Raw genomic sequence first — 15,719 nt, forward strand, 5'->3', positions numbered from 1 at the left:
CCGCCTTGGACGAATGGTCGAACCCGTCCGCGCAAACCGGACACTCCGCCCGACGGCGTAGGGTCGTGCCGGGGGGTGAGGGTCCAGGCGCCCTTGTCCGCCGCCCCGACCTCCTGGAGCTGACCCGAGTGAGCACCCTTCCCACGTACGACGACGTCAAGGCCGCCGCCGGGCGGATCGACGGCGTCACCCGCACCGCGCCCGTGGTCGCCGTCGGCCCGGTGGCGCCCGGCGGCGGCGACCTGTACTTCGCCCTCGACTTCCTGCAGCACAGCGGCAGCTTCAAGGACCGCGGCGCGGCGAACTTCGTCGCCGCGCACCGCGAGCGCGGTTCGCTGCCGGCGGCCGGCGTGGTGATCGCCTCCGGCGGCAACGCCGGCCTGGCCTGCGCCTGGGCCGCCCGCGCCCAGGGCGTGCGGGCCACCGTCTTCGTACCGGTCACCGCGCCGCCGGTGAAGGTCGCGCGGCTGCGCGCCCTGGACGCCGACGTCCGGCTGGTGGGGCGGGAGTACGCGGACGCCCTGGCCGCGTCCCGGCTGTTCGCCGCCGAGAGCGGCGCGCTGGCCTCGCACGCCTACGACGACCCGTACATCGCCGCCGGGGCGGGCACCCTGCTGCCCGAGATCCTCGCCGCCGTCCCCGGCCTGGACACCGTGGTCGTCGCGGTGGGCGGCGGCGGCCTGTTCACCGGCATCGCCGTGGCCGCCGAGCACCACGGTGTGCGGGTGGTCGCCGTCGAGCCGCAGCGGTGCCGCGCGCTGAACGCCGGCATCGAGGCCGGCGAGCCCGTCGACGTCCCGGTGGACTCCGTGGCCGCCGACTCGCTGGGCGCCCGGCGCACCTCGGAGATGGCCGTGCACTGGGCCCGGCGGGCCGGCGCCCGCTCGGTGCTGGTCGCCGACGAGGCGATCACCGGGGCCCGGCGGCACCTGTGGGACGAGCACCGCCTGGCCGTCGAGCACGGCGCGGCGACGGCGCTGGCCGCTCTGCGCGCCGGCGTCTACCGCCCGGAGCCGGGTGAGCGGGTCGCCGTCGTCCTGTGCGGCGCCAACACCGACCCGGCCACGCTGGCATAGCCGTCCGGCCGCCGGGCCCCGCTCCGGTCACCGGGTCAGCCGCCCAGCACCGCCTGCATCACCGAGCGGGCGATCGGGGCGGCCAGGCCGCCGCCGGTGACGTCGGTGGCGTTGCTGTCCGCGATCACCACGGCCACCGCGACCGGCGGCACCCCGGTGGAGCCGGCCGGCGCGGCCCAGGAGATGAACCAGGCGTACGGGGTGCCCGTGTTGTCGACGCCCTGCTGGGCGGTCCCGGTCTTGCCGCCCACGGTGGCGCCGCGGATCCGCGCGTTGGTGCCGGTGCCCTTCTCGACCACGTCCGTCATCAGCTGCCGCACCTGGGCGGCGACCTGGGGACTGACGGCCTGTCCGTAGGTGGCCGGGTGCATGACCTGGACGGACGTGCCGTCGCTCCGGGTCAGTCTGTCCACGAGCTGTGGATACATCACCGTGCCGCCGTTGGCGACGCCCGCCGCCACCATCGCCATCACCAGCGGGGTGGCGGCGGTGTCGAACTGGCCGATCGAGGAGAGCGCGACCTGGGACGGGTTCATCGCGGTGTCGAAGTTGGAGCGCGCCGCCCGGACGGGGATGTCCAGCTTGGCGTCGTTGAAGCCGAAGGCCTCGGCCGTCGAGACCATCTTCTCCAGCCCCACCTGCACGCCGAGGTAGCCGAGCACGCTGTTGCAGGAGTAGACCATCGCGGCGTCCAGTGACAGGCCCGCCCGGTTGCACGCCGAGGTGTCGTTGACCAGCGGCGTCGTCGTCCCCGGCATGATGTACGGATACGGAGCGCCGGTCGGCGCGCCGATGTCGGTGACGACGCCCTCGGCCAGCGACGCGGCGGCGGTGACCACCTTGAAGGTCGAGCCGGGCGGGTAGATCTGGCGCAGCGCCCGGTTCAGCAGCGGCTGGTTGGTGTCGGCCCGGAGCTTGTCCCAGGCCTGCTGGTCGGCGGTGGCGCTGCCGGCGAAGGAGCCCGGGTCGTACGAGGGGGTGCTGGCCAGCGCGAGGATCCGGCCGGTGGCGGGCTCGATCGCGGCGACGGCGCCCTTCTGGTTGCCGAGACCCTTCATCGCGGCCTGCTGGGCGGCCCGGTCGATGGTGGTGTAGACGTCGCCGCCGGGGCTCTGCTTGCGGGCGATCGCGTCCCACAGGGCCCAGCCGGCCAGTCGGGGGTCGGTGCCGGACAGGACGTCGTCCTCGGTGCCCTCCAGCTGGGTGTTGCCGTAGGTCTGCGAGGAGTAGCCGGTCACGGGTGCGTACAGCGGGCCGTCGGTGTAGGTGCGCTCGTAGTCGTAGCGTCCGCCGGTGGGCGCGGAGCCGGTGACGGTCTCGGCGCCGACCAGGATGTTGCCGCGCGGCTGGCTGTAGCGCTCGATGGTGAGGCGCTGGTTGGCGGCGTTGTGGTTGAGGCGGTCGGCCTGGAAGACCTGCACCCGGGTGGCCTGGGCCGCGAGCGCGACGATCAGCAGGATGGTGCCGGCCCGGCGGCCGGTGGTGGAGATGCCCGCCGCGCCCTGCGGGGCTCCCGCCGGGGGCGCGGTGCGGCCGCCGCGGGCCATCAGGACTCCTCCGGAACCGGAAGCGGGCGCCGGGCGACGTCGCTCATCCGCACCAGCAGCGCGACGATGACCCAGTTGGTCACCACCGAGGAGCCGCCCTGGGCGATGAACGGCAGCGTCATGCCGGTCAACGGGATCAGGTCGAGCACGCCGCCGGCCACCACGAAGACCTGGATCCCGACGATGGCGGCCAGCCCGATCGCCAGCAGCCGCCCGAACGGGTCGGTGAGTGCGATGCCGGTCCGAAAGCCCCGCGAGACCAGCAGCGCGTACAGCAGGAACAGGGCGATCAGGCCGGTCAGGCCCAGCTCCTCGCCGATGGTGGCGAGGATGAAGTCCGACTTGGCGGCGAAGCCGATCAGGATGGAGTGGCCGTTGCCCAGCCCCGTACCGAGCAGGCCGCCCCAGGCGAAGGCGAACAGCGACTGGGCGATCTGGTTGGCACCCCGGCCGGCCGCGATCGACCCGAGCGGGTCGAGCCAGTCGGTGACCCGGCCGTGCACGTGCGGGGAGAGCCAGCCCACGCCCACCGCGCCGACCGCGGCCAGCAGCAGGCCGATGGCGATCCAGCCGCTGCGGGCGGTGGCCACGTACAGCATCACCACGAAGAGGCCGAAGAAGAGCAGCGAGGTGCCGAGGTCGGTCTCCAGCACCAGGACGCCGACGAAGGCCGCCCAGATCAGCAGCACCGGCGCCAGCACCCGCCCGACCGGCAGCCGGACCCTCCAGATCCGGCGGCCGGTCAGGGCGAGCGCGTCGCGGTGCACCGCCAGGTACGCGGCGAAGAAGACCGCCAGCAGGATCTTGGCGAACTCGCCCGGCTGGAAGGACAGCGGCCCGATGGTGATCCAGATCCGGGAGCCGTACACCGGCGGGAAGAGCACCGGCAGCGCCAACAGCACCAGTGCGACCAGCGCGCCGATGTACGCGTAGCGCTGCAGCCGCTTGTGGTCGCGCAGGAACAGCACCACCGCGATGAACAGGGCGACGCCCAGGGTGGACCAGAGCAACTGGGTGGGGGCGGCCTCGCTGCGGGTGTTCGCCCGGTCCAGGCGGTAGATGACGACGAGTCCGACGCCGTTGAGCAGGATCGCGATGGGCAGCAGCAGCGGGTCCGCGTAGGGCGCCTTCCAGCGGACCACCCCGTGCGCCAGCAGCGCGAGAACGCCCAGCGCGGCGCCGTAGCCGCCGGCGCCGGACGGCACCGTGCCGTCCATGTTGACGCCGACCTCGATGTAGCCGAGGACGGCGACCAGGACGGCGGCCAGCACCAGGGCGAGTTCGGTGTTGCGGCGGGTCCGCACCGGCCTGCGCCGGGGGGCCGGCCTCGCGACGGCGGATGGGGTCGCCACGGACCGTCCTGTCGGGGGCTCGTCGGGTTCGGGGTCGGGCGGTACGCGCACCGGGGGCGGGCGGGCCGGCGGCCCGTCCGCCCCCGGGCGGGCCTCAGACCGAGGCGGTGTGGCTCTGGGCCGCCTTGACGGTCTCGCGCAGGTGCTCCTCGGCGTCGTCGGACAGCGAGGTCTGGATGATCTCGCCGCCGTACCGGGCCAGCGCCGGGACGACCTTGTCCGCCGTCGCGTCGCGGACCAGCAGGAACAGCGCGGCGGTGCCGGGCTGCAGCTTCTGGCCGACCTGGCGCATGAAGGAGTCGTCCACGCCCACGTCGGTGGACGCGCCCACGGCCGCCCCGGTGGCGCCGCCGACCGCCGCGCCGAGGAAGGGCATGAAGAAGAGCAGGCCGATGACCCCTCCCCAGAGCGCCCCCGAGGCGGCGCCCGCACCCGTGGTGCTCACCGCCTGGTGCATCTTGATCTTGCCGTCCTCGCGGCGCTCGACGACGACCACGTCCTCGAGGTTGATCAGCTTCTGCTTCTGCAGGGCGAGGACTTCGCTGCGAACCGTCTGCGCGGTGGCGACGTCCGGATAGGCGATCGCGAACAGGTTGCTCACGGGGTGGTCCTTCCCACTCGTGGTGCGTAACGGCTGGGGGCGGGGCACCGGTGCGGCGGCGTCCCTCGCCCTGGGCGCCACCCTAGCGAGAATTAGCCATATTTATTTCCTTTGGTACCGGTGTGTCCGATTTTGCCGGGATCGCCAGGGTCACCGGGGTCGCCGGGATCGCCGGGATCGCCAGGGTCACCGGGGCCACCGGGGTCACCGGGGTCGCCGGGCCGGGTCGGCGACGCGTGGTCCGGACCCCCGGCCACGGACGGTCAGTCCGGGCGCCGTCCCGCCGCCCAGGCCGTCCCGGCCGCCACCAGTGCCGTCAGGGCGAGCGCTTCGAGCAGTGCCGTCCACGGCCGGTCCACCCGCCCCGACCGGGCCGCCGCCACCAGCGCCCGGACGGCCGCGTTCGCCGGCGAGCCGGACGCCACCAGCGCGAGCACCGCACCGGCCAGGGCCAGCGGGAGGCCGTACTGCGCGCGCGGCAGGACCGGCCGGTTGCAGAGCGCCCCGACCGCCAGTCCCAGCAGGACGCAGACCACCGAGGCGAGCAGCCCGGCCGACAGCGCCCCCGCCAACGGCGCCGCCGGCGCCCCGGGGTCGGCGACCGGTCCGCAGAGCGGCCACAGCACCGCGAGGCCGGCGACGGCCGACAGCAGGCCGGCCGTCAGCGCCGCCAGCAGCGAGGCCAGCTGCACCCGCGCCGCGCCGGCCGGCGCCACCCGGCAGGCCCGCGCGGCCGGCGGCTCCGCCGTCAGCGCGCAGCGCGTGTACCAGGCGGTGACCGGCAGCAGCACGGGTGCGCCGTACCCGAGGGCGCCGAGCAGCGGATCACCGGCGCTCACCCCGACCACCATCAGCAGTACGTACGCCAGGAACGGCGGCAGCCAGCCCCACGAACGCAGCAGCAGCTCCAGCTGATAGCGGGTCAGTGCCGTCACGGGGCGGCCTCCGTCCCGAGCGGGGCCGCGGACGTCGGCCGGCCTCCGGGGCCGGGCGTCTGCGAGCGGCCCAGGGCCAGGATCCGGACGTCCGGACGCGCGGCGAGCAGCGCGCGCAGCAGCGCGTCCGAGTGCCGGGAGGCGACGGCGAGCCGCACCGCCGTACCGCCCAGCGCCGTCCGGGCGGGATCACCCGGCAGCCGGGCCGGCAGCGGGCCGCCCGGGGCGTCCAGCTCGATCTCCACCGGTGCCTCGGCGGGGCCGGGGACGGGCCGGGCGGGCGCCGCCCGCAGCGCGCCGTCCCCGCCCACCCGGTATCCGGCGGTGGCCCGGCCGTCGAGCCGGGCGGGGTCGTGGTCGACGAACAGGACGACCGCGCCCCGGGCCGCGTGGTCGGCGGCCGCCTCGTCCAGCACCGTCCGGGCCGCGACGTCCAGGCCGGTCCAGGCCTCGTCCAGCAGGAGGACGTCCGCCTCGGCGATCAGGGCCTGGACGACCGCGACCTTCTGGCAGGTGCCCTTGGAGAGCCGGCTCAGCGGGGTGCCGGCCCGGTCGGCGATGCCGAAGCGCTCCAGCCACTGCCCGGACCGGCGGCGTGCCTCGGCCGCCGACAGCCCGTGCACGCGGCCCAGGCGCAGCAGGTAGCCGGCCGCGTCGAAGGGCAGCGCGGGCGGGAACCGCTCGGGCACGTACGCCCGGCGGCCCGGCACCGCGATCCGGCCCGTGCTCGGCCGCTCGATCCCCGCGACCAGCTTCAGCAGCGTGGACTTGCCGCTGCCGTTCGCGCCCTCGATCCGGACCAGGTCCCCGGGCGCCAGTTCCAGGTCCACGTCCCGCAGCACCCAGCGGCCACCGCGGCCGTAGCGCTTGCCGACACCGCTCAGCCCCATCCGGCTCTCCCTTCCCTTGTCCGGCACAGTAGTTCGCCCCGCCTCCCGGCGGGCCACAGGGGCGGCCCCGCGTTCGCCACCGCGAACTGATGATCCCTAGGATTCCCCGGGTGACTACCGACCGACGACCGACGGCCAGGCTCGGCAGCCTGCTGGCCGCCCTCGCGATAGCGGGCGGTGCGCTGCTCAGCGGCCTTCCCGCCCATGCCGACGAACCATCAGGCGGCGCCACCGCCCCCGCCAAGACCACCGGGGAGGCCCCCAGGGTCGACCTCGTCCTCGACGTCAGCGGCTCGATGCGGGCCGCCGACATCGAGGGCAGAAGCCGGATCTCGGTGGCCCAGCAGTCGCTGAACGAGGTGATCGACGCGCTGCCCGCGGAGACCGAGTTCGGCATCCGCACCCTCGGCGCGACCTACCCCGGCAACGACAAGGCGCAGGGCTGCCTGGACACCCAGCAGCTCTACCCGGTGGGCCGGACCGACAAGGTCGAGGCCAAGACCGCGGTGGCCACCCTGCGCCCCACCGGATGGACCCCGATCGGCCTGGCCCTGCGCGGCGCCGCCCAGGACCTCGGCAAGGGTGAGACCACCCGTCGGGTGGTGCTGATCACCGACGGCGAGGACTCCTGCGCCCCGCCGGACCCGTGCGACGTGGCCCGCGAACTCGCCGCCCAGGGCATCCACCTGGTCGTCGACACGCTCGGCCTGGCGCACGACGACAAGACCCGCCAGCAGCTGCTCTGCATCGCCAACGCGACCGGCGGAACCTACACCGACGTCCGAACCCAGGCCCAGCTCACCGAGAAGGTGAAGCAGCTGGTCGACCGGTCGAACGACACCTACACGGTGACGCCGACCAAGACGGCCGGAGCCGACACCTGCGCGACCGCGCCCGTCCTGACGCCCGGCGTCTACAGCGACCGGGAGAAGTTCTCCGAGCACCGGGTCTACCGGGTGCCGGTCAAGGCCGGCCAGGAGCTGCGGGCCTCGGTGAGCGTCTCGGTCGACCGGGCGGTGGCCCGCGACTACGGGGTGCTGCTGCAGGCGACCAGCACCGCCGGGCAGGAGCTCGTCCGGGGCACCGACGCGGGCAGCGGCCGCACCGACGTGGCCTCGACCGGCCTGCGCTGGTCGTCCTCGCTGTCCTCCGCCTCCCCGAGCGCCTCGGCGACCGCCTCGGCGTCGCCCGGCGCCGGCGCGGTTCAGGACGTCTGCCTGGTCGTCAGCAACTCGCTGGCCCCGCAGGCGGGTGTCCAGGCCGAGCCCGGTCTGCCGCTGGAGCTCACGGTCGACCTGGCCGCGGCCTCCCCGGCGCCGAACGGGCTCGCCATGGGCCTGGGGCACGGCTGGATCCTGCTGCTCGTACTGACCCTGGCCGGCCTGCTGACCGGTCTGGTCTTCGGCTGGATCGCGCGCTGGCGTATCGCTGTCTGGCGGGAGAACTGACCATGGCCACGACCATCCGTACCGCACTCGGCGCGGCCGCCCTGGCCCCGCTGCTGCTCGCACTGCCGGCCCAGGCCGCCTCGGCCGCCTCGCCGTCCGCCTCCCCCTCGCCCACCGCGAGCGGCACCGCCGCTCCGACCAGCAAGGTCGGAACGTCCTTCCTGACCGCGACCACGCTGGCCCCCGGCCAGGACGCCGCGGCCGCCGCCTCCACCGGCGACTACCTGTACTGGGCGTTCGCCGCCACCGAGGGCCAGACGCCCACCGCGCGGCTGACGGTCACCCTCGCCCCGGCCGCCGACCGGCACGGGCCGCAGACCTGGAGCGTGGAGGTCTTCGACGGCCTGCGCCGGCGCCAGTCCTGCACCGCGGGCACCCAGAACGCCACCGGTGAGGCCACCGCGACCGCGCTGACCCTCGACTGCACGCTGCGCCAGGTCCGTTCCTGGGCCGAGCCGTGGTCGGGCGACCCGCTCCCGGGCACGTACTACGTGCGGCTGTCGGTGACGGACGTGCCGCAGCAGGACCTCGGCCTGGCGGCCTCCGTGCAGTTGCACATCGCCGCCAAGGGGGGCCCGGACGACGCCCAGCCCGAGGGCGGCTCGCTCAAGGCCCCGCTGGTGCCGCCGGTGAACGCCGGGGCCACCGTCGCTCCCGGCAGCACCGCCGTACCGGCCGCCGCCGCCCGCGCGGCGGCCCCGGCCGAGCCCGTGTCGCACTGGTACAGCGGCTGGTTCTCCGGTGGGAACAGCCGCTGGTTCTGGACCATCGGCGGCGGCGTACTCGCGGCCCTGGCCGGCGTCGCGGGCTACACGCTCACCCGTCATCCGCGCGGCCGGCGGCCGTCCCGCTACGGCGCCGTACCGCCGCAGGGCCGGGCACCGCAGCCGGGGTCCGCGCCGCAGGCCGGACAGTACGGCGGGCCCGGACAGGGCTGAGCACCGGTCCGCACACCGCAGGGGCCCGTCCGGAGAGAAGATCTCCGGACGGGCCCCTGCGCTCGCTCGGCTGCCGTCGGTCACGGCAGCGGGCGGGTCAGCTGTTGCGCTGCGCGCGGCGGCGGGTGAGGAACACCGCGCCACCACCCAGGGCGAGCAGGGCGACGCCACCGACCGTGATGGCGGTGGTCTGCGTGCTGTTGCCACCGGTGGTCGCGAGGCTGGCGTCGGCCACCTCGGAGACCGGGGCGACGGTCGGGCTGCCGACCGGGCCGGCCGTGCTGGTCGGCGCCGGGGCCGACGGGCTGCCGCTCGGCGCGGCGGTGGTGGAGGTGGAGGCGGACGGCGAGGCCGACGGGCTCACGCTCGCCGAGGGCGAGGCGGAGGGCGAGACCGAGGCGGACGGGCTGGCGCTCGCGGTGGGCGAGACCGTGGCCGTCGGGGACGTCGTCACCGTGGGCGTGGCGGTGGGGCTGGTGGAGGGGGTCGGCGCGCAGGCCTTGCCGCCGTTCCAGGCCGTGATCAGGTCCTTCGGGAAGACCGCGTTCGGGTACTTGGGCAGCGGCGAGCTGACACCGTCGTGCTTCTTGTCGGTGCCGTACAGGTCGATCTGGCCGAAGCAGGTCGGCGCGTGCGCGCTGACGTCCAGGGTCGCCTTCGGCTTGGAGTCGCTGAGGGTGACGGTGTCCCAGCCGAGGAAGGTCTGGGTGCCCGAGGTCGCCCAGGTCGGGCCCTGGGTGTTGTACGAGGCGAGCGAGACGTTGTACTTGCAGCCCTCGGCCGGGTGGCCGGAGAGCTTCACGACGATCTTGGTGTACGGCGAGGACATCCGGCCGTCGTCGCCGAAGGTCTTCCCGCCGTCGGTCGAGTACGTCACCTCGACCTTGTCGCAATGCTGGCCCTGGACGGCGGCCTGCGCCGTACCGGCGAGCGCGACGGGGGCGGCGACGGCTATGCCGACGGCAGCCAGCGCCGACAGCGACCTGTGGAGTGATCGGGACACGAGTGGCTCCTTCGAGCTTTGATCGCCAGGCCCCGGTAGCAGGGTGCGCGGCCGGGAGCTGGGCACTGTGAGATCGGCGACAGTACACGAGGCCGAAACATGTCCAACCCCTGGGATCCCCGGAGGGGTTCGGAGCAGGGGGGCGATGCGGGACAAACCCGGGCAGGCCCACCCTCCGATCGTCCGACCCCTCATGATCGCGCTCCGTCAGGCGAAATCAGTCGGTCGTATGCGATGCTCTCGCCACGGCCCCGACGGTGACCGCCGGGCGCCCTCCCGGACCCCGTCGCCGGGCCTGCGAGGCGACCAGGGCCGCGAGCACGACGGCCCCGCCGAGCACCTGGGTGCCCGTCAGCCCCTGCCCGAGCACCGCCCATCCCGCCAGCGTCGCCACCACCGGGCTGAGCAGGCCCAGGAAGGTGACGGCGACGGGCGGCAGGGCGCGGATGCCCCGGAACCAGAGCGCGTACGCCAGGGCCGCGCCGACCAGCGAGAGATAGCCGTAACCGGCCAGGTTCGCGCCGCTCAGCACGGCCGGCGGCGGCCCCTCGACCAGCAGCGCGACCGGGAGCAGCAGCAGTCCGCCGGCCACCAACTGCCAGCCGGTGGTCGCGAGCAGGGGCGCGGGCGAGACCCAGCGCTTGCTGAGCACCACGCCGACGGCCATCACGACCGCGCCACCGAGCGCCGCGGCGACCCCGATCCCGTCCAGCCGGGCGTCGGCCCGCAGGACGAGCAGGCCGACCCCGGCCGCCCCCGCGAGGGCGGACAGCACGGTACGGACCGTCAGGCGCTCGCCGAGCAGGCCGACGGAGAGCCCGGCCACCAGCAGCGGCTGCACGGCGCCCACCGTGGCGGCGACCCCGCCGGGCAGCCGGTAGGCGGCGACGAAGAGCAGGGCGAGGAACGCCCCGATGTTGAGCGCCCCGAGCACCAGGGCGCGCCACCACCACACGCCCCGCGGCAGCCGCCGGGTGATCAGGAGGAGCAGCAGGCCGGCCGGCAGCGCGCGCACCACGGCGGCGAGCAGCGGACGACCGGGAGGAAGCAGTTCGGTGGTGGCCAGGTAGGTGGTTCCCCAGATGGCGGGGGCCAGTGCGGTCGTCAGGACGATGGCGAGGCGATTGCTTAGCACTAAGCAAGAATATCTCAGCGCTAAGCAATCGACTAGGCTGCCCCCGTGGCAGATCACGTGGAGCGCGTACTGGAGCAGTGGGGCGCCGAGCGCCCCGACCTGGACGTCTCACCGATGGCGGTGATCGGGCGGATGAAACGGCTCCACCAGCTGGTCGAGGCGGAACTGCGCCGCACCTTCGCCACCCACGGGCTGGACACCCCGTCCTTCGACGTGCTCGCCACGCTGCGCCGCAGCGGCCCGCCGTACAGCCTCACCCCCGCCGCGCTGATGCGCAGCGCCATGGTCACCTCCGGGGCCATCACCCAGCGCCTGGACCGGCTGGAGGGCCGGGGCCTGGTCGCCCGCACCCCCAGCACGACCGACGGACGGGGCGTCCACGTCACCCTCACCGAGGACGGCCGGGCGCTGATCGACCGGGCGCTGCCCGACCACGTCGCCACCGAGCACCGCCTGCTCGCCGGCATCGACGCCGACCGCCGCGACGCCCTCGCCCGGACCCTCCGCGAGCTCCTGGAGTCCCTCGGCGACCGAACGGACTGATCCGGCACCCGCGGCGCCGCGCTCCCCGCGGGCTCTCCCTCTCAGGCGCTCCCACCGGCCCGCTCCCACCGGCGCGCTCTCACCGGCCTGCTCCCGCCCGCGCCGGAACCGGCACTGCCGCGCCGTCCGGGGAGGACGGCGCGGCAGGTACGGGCGGCTGGGCGTCAGGCCGTGAAGTAGCCGTTCAGATCGGCGATCACGTAGGCGTCGCCCATGTGGTTGTAGATGGTCACCCGACCGTCCACCACCGGGACGACCACCAGGTTGGCGGTGGTCTGCCCGGCCGTGAAGTTGAGGTTCGAGACGCCGGGGCGCTCGATCCCGTGCGGGTGGACCGTCAGGTGGCTGTCCTGCGTGGGTGCGGTGACCGTGACGTTCAGCACCACCGCGGTCACCCCGGTCAGCGGCACGCCCTCGACCCCGGTCACCGCGAAGCTGACGACGCCGTCCGTGCCCACCGCCCCGGCGCGGGCGCCGGCCCCGTAGCGGGTGTCCAGCAGGCGCACCGGCGTGGACGAGGAGAACGTCGCCCCGGTGGCGGAGTAGTAGCCGGTGACGTCCGCGATCAGGTCGACCGAGGCCGAGAAGTTGCGCAGATCCACCTTGCCGTTCACGACCGGGACCGTCACCAGGTTCGGCACGATCTGCCCGGCCGTGAAGTTGAGGTTCGACACGTCCGGCACCGGCTGCCCGTCCGGGTACACCGTCACATGGCCCGCATCGGTCGGGTACACGGCCGTCACGTTCATCACCACACCGGTCACGCCGGTGGCGGGGATGCCGTTCACGCCCGCCACCTGCAGCGTCACCACACCGTCCCGGCCGATCCGCCCCTGCTTGGCCCCGACCCCGGACCGGGTGTCCAGGAAGCGGGACGGGGTGATCGTGGTCAGCGCGGAGCCGGTGGCCGCGTCGGTGTAGTACCCCGTGACGTCGGCGAGCAGGTCGACCGACGTCGAGGCGTTGCGCAGATCCACCTTGCCGTTCACGACCGGGACCGTCACCAGGTTCGGCACGATCTGCCCGGCCGTGAAGTTGAGGTTCGACACGTCCGGCACCGGCTGCCCGTCCGGATAGACCGTCACATGGCCCGCGTCCGAGGGCGAGACGGCGGTCACGTTCATCACCACCGCGGTCACCCCGGTGGCCGGCACGCCCTTCACGCCCGCCACCTGCAGCGCCACCACACCGCCCCAGCCGATCCGCCCCTGCGCGGCCCCGACCCCGGACCGGGTGTCCAGGAAGCGGGACGGGGTGATCGGCACGAACCGGCTCTTCGCCGTGGCCACGGCCGGCGTGACGGTGTACGCCCTGGGCAGGTAGCCCGGCGAGGCGACCCCGCCGGTGTACCCGATGCCGTCGAGCACCACGTCGTACGTCCCCGGCTCCAGCCCGTTGGTGTCGACCAGCACGTCGAGCGAGGTGCCGTCGGCGCTCACCGAGAGCGGCGACATGACCGGCTGGCTGCTGCTCCAGGTGTCACTGCGGGACAGCTTCACCTTGGTACCCAGGGTCAGTCCGGTACCGCGGACCACGGCCTGGGTCCGCGTCCCGGCGACGCCGGTGGCGGGGCTGACCGCGGTCGGCAACGAGCCGGCCGGACGGGTGCAGCCGGTGTCGCAGAGCCCCTGCATGCTGTACTCGACCGGCGTCGCCGCCTTGGCCGCGCTCACCAGCAGGACGGCCTGCTCGGCCGGGGAGTTGGCGTCGCTCTGGCAGCGGGCGCCGAAGGTGCCGTACGAGCTGCCGCACTGGTACCCGAGATAGGAGTTGTCGCCCCACTTGGAACTGCTCAGCAGGCTCACGGCGGGAGTGTCGACACCGGTGCTGCTGGTGGTACCGACGACGTTGAAGGCCTGCGAGGGCTTCACGTCGAGCACGGCGCAGTAGGCGGACGAGGACTCGGTGAGCGTCCCGCTGCGCAGCGGGAAGCCGCCGACCGAGACCGGGTGGGCGGTGCATTCCGGCGCCCAGCCGGCTGCCGTACCGACCTTCCAGGTGTCCACGTTGGCGTGGACGGCCGTGCCCTGGTAGCCGGAGGCGACCACGACCGCGACGTAGGAGGTCGAGCCGGTGACCCGGCAGGAGAGACCCCACTGCCGACAGAGCACGTTGCCGCCGGCGTCCACGGCCATCAGCAGCGTGGAGGCGTCGTACCGCGACCCCAGGGTGCGCGCGCTCAGCCAGAACCGGTCCGTGGTCGCCGCGGCGACCCGGATGCAGCGGGCGTCCAGCGCGGAGGTCAGGTCGAGCGCCGTGGAGCGGCCGCCGACCGTCGTCGAAGCCGGAGCCGTGCAGCTCGCGGTGGGCGAGATGTCGCGCCGGACCAGCTTGTAGGTGTCCTCCCAGCCCGTGCCGACCAGCATCGCGGTGTACGGGACGCCGGCGCCGAGCACGCAGGTGGTGGTGGAGCTGCCGACGGTCGAGCAGACCTCCGTGCCCGCGGGGTCGACCAGCCGGACCGAGGCGTTGACCACGTTCTTGAGGTTGGCGTAGTCGAGCATCTCGGCGGTGGAGTGCCGGTCGGCCGGCAGGCTCAGGCAGACCTGCTGGACGGCCTGGGTCAGCGGGACCTCCGCACCCCAGGAACCGTCGAACCCGGACTGCGGCCAGGCGGTGCAGCCGGCCGCCTCACCGGTGCGGTGGATCACCAGCTGGTAGGCCTTGGACGCGGTGCCGCTCAGCACCGCGCGGAACGGCGCGGTACCGGTCAGCTTGCAGACGGCGTACGAGTAACCACCGTTGTCGCACTGCTTGGCGCCGGACGCGTCATCGACCTCGACGCCGACGGAGGCGCCGTCGGCCGGCGGCCGGTTCAGCAGGTAGACGCCCTTCCCGGAGGCGGTCGGCAGGGTCAGGCAGAGCTGCTGCCCGGGCCCGCCGAAGGTGCCCGTGGCCGCACCGGTCACCAGGCCGTCGTCGGCGGCCGCGACGCAGCCCCGGGTCTCCTTGGCCGAATGGAAGGCCATGCCGAAGGCGCCGGCGGCGGTGTTCCTGGCCTCGACCACCCAGAGGTAGTCACCGGGCGTCAGGTCACAGGATCCGAGGTAGCAGTTGGCCACCGGAGCGGTGCCGTCGGCGTTGTACAGCCCTCCGGAGAGGGCGGCACCGGTGCTCACCGGGCCGAAGCCGTAGCGGGCGGGCGCCGGCACCCGAAGGGTGCGGCAGCGCGCCGTGGGGCTCAGGTCGGGCGAGACGCCGAACGCCTGCGGCTCCACCGGTGCGCAGCCCTCCGGCCGGGAGAGCCGCGCCGCGGTGAAGTCGTACTCCTGCGCCGTCCCGGAGGACTGCTGGACCGTCACCCGGAACGGCGCGCTGCCGGTGAGCAGGCAGTCGAGACCGTTGCCGGTGTCGTTGCGGGAGGTGCAGACCTCCTTGCCGGTGGCGTCGTAGACGGTCTGGACGACCTGGTAGGTGGAGGCGTAGCTGCGCAGCAGGTCGCCCGAGGCCAGATCCAGGGTGTAGCAGTCACCCGCCGAGCCGGTCGGCAGCGATCCGTGGAACACGGTCGGCGCACCGAGCGTGCGGTCCCCGGCACCCACCGCCCGGCAGGCGGCGGACAGCAGCGGCAGGTACGAGAGCGACACGCCGGTCACCATGCCGTTGCCGTCCCTGACCTGCAGGGCGTACGTACCGGCCTGGCTGGTGGCGCAGCGCAGCACGCCGTACCCGTAGCCCGCACCGAGGGGGTTCTCACAGGCCACGTCGGTGCCGTCCGGCGCTACCAGCTTGGGGTAGATCCAGCCCTGGGCGGCGATGACCTGGAGCATGACCAGGTCCTTCGGCTGCGGCAGGGTGAGCGTGAGGGCGGCGGTCGCGTACGGCTCGACCGAGCAGGTGACGACCGTGCTCGGTGCCAGGCTCGCCGGGCAGGTACCCGCCGGGTCGCTCTGCTGGAGCGACCGTACGGCGGCGTCGTGCTCGGCCTTCGGGTCAACCCGGGGCGCGGCCTTGGGCTCCGTCTTCGGTCCGGCCGGTGCGGTGGCGGCCCCCTGGGCGCCGGCCGCCGGACTCGCGGCCGCACTCGGGGCCGAGGTCGCGGCCGGGCTGCCCGCGTCGGCCCCCGGCTGCGGCGCACTCGCGGCCGCGGGGCGCGCCGGCGCGGCGTACGCGGGAGCGGTCTGGCTCACCAACGAGGCCAGGACCGCGACCAGCAGGGCACCGGAGGCGACCACGCCGCCGCCTCTCCCCCGTCTGTGCCGCGTTCTTCTGCCGATCGGCAGCAGGTTCATGCACTCCCCCAGTTCGAGC

The 15,719-nt window shown here is 74.4% G+C and carries 12 protein-coding genes; 4 read left to right on the plus strand and 8 right to left on the minus strand.

Features of this window, described 5'->3' with window-relative positions; all coding sequences use genetic code 11:
• The first annotated feature begins 128 nt into the window (after positions 1-128).
• Positions 129-1,076, plus strand: coding sequence for a threonine/serine dehydratase (locus OG823_RS14075; RefSeq protein ID WP_371479860.1), 948 nt, complete (start codon positions 129-131; stop codon positions 1,074-1,076).
• Between the two features lie 35 nt (positions 1,077-1,111).
• Here OG823_RS14075 and OG823_RS14080 read toward each other — a convergent pair whose 3' ends face one another.
• From OG823_RS14080 to OG823_RS14100, 5 genes are all read right to left on the minus strand, one after another.
• Positions 1,112-2,623: a penicillin-binding transpeptidase domain-containing protein gene (locus OG823_RS14080; RefSeq protein WP_371479861.1), complete on the minus strand. Its 1,512-nt coding sequence runs from the start codon at positions 2,621-2,623 to the stop codon at positions 1,112-1,114.
• On the minus strand, positions 2,623-3,975 hold the full coding sequence (locus OG823_RS14085; RefSeq protein WP_371479862.1) for an FtsW/RodA/SpoVE family cell cycle protein: 1,353 nt from the start codon (positions 3,973-3,975) through the stop codon (positions 2,623-2,625). Before OG823_RS14085 ends, OG823_RS14080 begins: the two co-directional genes overlap by 1 nt.
• Positions 3,976-4,069: 94 nt before the next feature.
• On the minus strand, positions 4,070-4,576 hold the full coding sequence (locus tag OG823_RS14090; RefSeq protein ID WP_371479863.1) for a DUF1269 domain-containing protein: 507 nt from the start codon (positions 4,574-4,576) through the stop codon (positions 4,070-4,072).
• Between the two features lie 263 nt (positions 4,577-4,839).
• Positions 4,840-5,511: an ABC transporter gene (locus OG823_RS14095; protein WP_371479864.1), complete on the minus strand. Its 672-nt coding sequence runs from the start codon at positions 5,509-5,511 to the stop codon at positions 4,840-4,842.
• On the minus strand, positions 5,508-6,401 hold the full coding sequence (locus OG823_RS14100; RefSeq protein ID WP_371479865.1) for an ATP-binding cassette domain-containing protein: 894 nt from the start codon (positions 6,399-6,401) through the stop codon (positions 5,508-5,510). Before OG823_RS14100 ends, OG823_RS14095 begins: the two co-directional genes overlap by 4 nt.
• Positions 6,402-6,511: 110 nt before the next feature.
• Here OG823_RS14100 and OG823_RS14105 point away from each other — a divergent pair, with 110 nt between their 5' ends.
• Entirely contained in the window at positions 6,512-7,849 is a 1,338-nt protein-coding gene (locus OG823_RS14105; protein WP_371479866.1) for a VWA domain-containing protein, read from the plus strand.
• 2 nt (positions 7,850-7,851) lie between these two features.
• Positions 7,852-8,787, plus strand: coding sequence for a peptidase (locus OG823_RS14110; protein ID WP_371479867.1), 936 nt, complete (start codon positions 7,852-7,854; stop codon positions 8,785-8,787).
• Between the two features lie 97 nt (positions 8,788-8,884).
• Here OG823_RS14110 and OG823_RS14115 read toward each other — a convergent pair whose 3' ends face one another.
• Together OG823_RS14115 and OG823_RS14120 are read right to left on the minus strand one after the other, a co-directional pair.
• A complete protein-coding gene (locus tag OG823_RS14115; RefSeq protein WP_371479868.1) occupies positions 8,885-9,790 on the minus strand; it encodes a hypothetical protein in 906 nt (301 codons plus the stop codon).
• A 217-nt stretch (positions 9,791-10,007) separates the two neighbouring features.
• The gene (locus OG823_RS14120) at positions 10,008-10,925 is read right to left on the minus strand and encodes an EamA family transporter (RefSeq protein WP_371479869.1); all 918 of its coding nucleotides are present in this window, start codon (positions 10,923-10,925) and stop codon (positions 10,008-10,010) included.
• A 45-nt stretch (positions 10,926-10,970) separates the two neighbouring features.
• Between OG823_RS14120 and OG823_RS14125 the strand changes: the two genes are divergently transcribed.
• Positions 10,971-11,468: a MarR family winged helix-turn-helix transcriptional regulator gene (locus OG823_RS14125; protein ID WP_371479870.1), complete on the plus strand. Its 498-nt coding sequence runs from the start codon at positions 10,971-10,973 to the stop codon at positions 11,466-11,468.
• 164 nt (positions 11,469-11,632) lie between these two features.
• Here OG823_RS14125 and OG823_RS14130 read toward each other — a convergent pair whose 3' ends face one another.
• Positions 11,633-15,643 (minus strand): hypothetical protein, encoded by a 4,011-nt coding sequence (locus OG823_RS14130; protein ID WP_371479871.1) that lies wholly within the window; start codon positions 15,641-15,643, stop codon positions 11,633-11,635.
• Positions 15,644-15,719 lie beyond the last annotated feature (76 nt).

Source organism: Kitasatospora sp. NBC_00315, from assembly GCF_041435095.1.
Lineage (GTDB): Bacteria > Actinomycetota > Actinomycetes > Streptomycetales > Streptomycetaceae > Kitasatospora.

Bases quoted from the DNA above. Each gene is read 5' to 3' on its own strand.
- OG823_RS14080 (WP_371479861.1), bottom strand. From the start codon at position 2,623: ATGGCCCGCGGCGGCCGCACCGCGCCCCCGGCGGGAGCCCCGCAGGGC.
- OG823_RS14100 (WP_371479865.1), bottom strand. From the start codon at position 6,401: ATGGGGCTGAGCGGTGTCGGCAAGCGCTACGGCCGCGGTGGCCGCTGG.
- OG823_RS14110 (WP_371479867.1), top strand. From the start codon at position 7,852: ATGGCCACGACCATCCGTACCGCACTCGGCGCGGCCGCCCTGGCCCCG.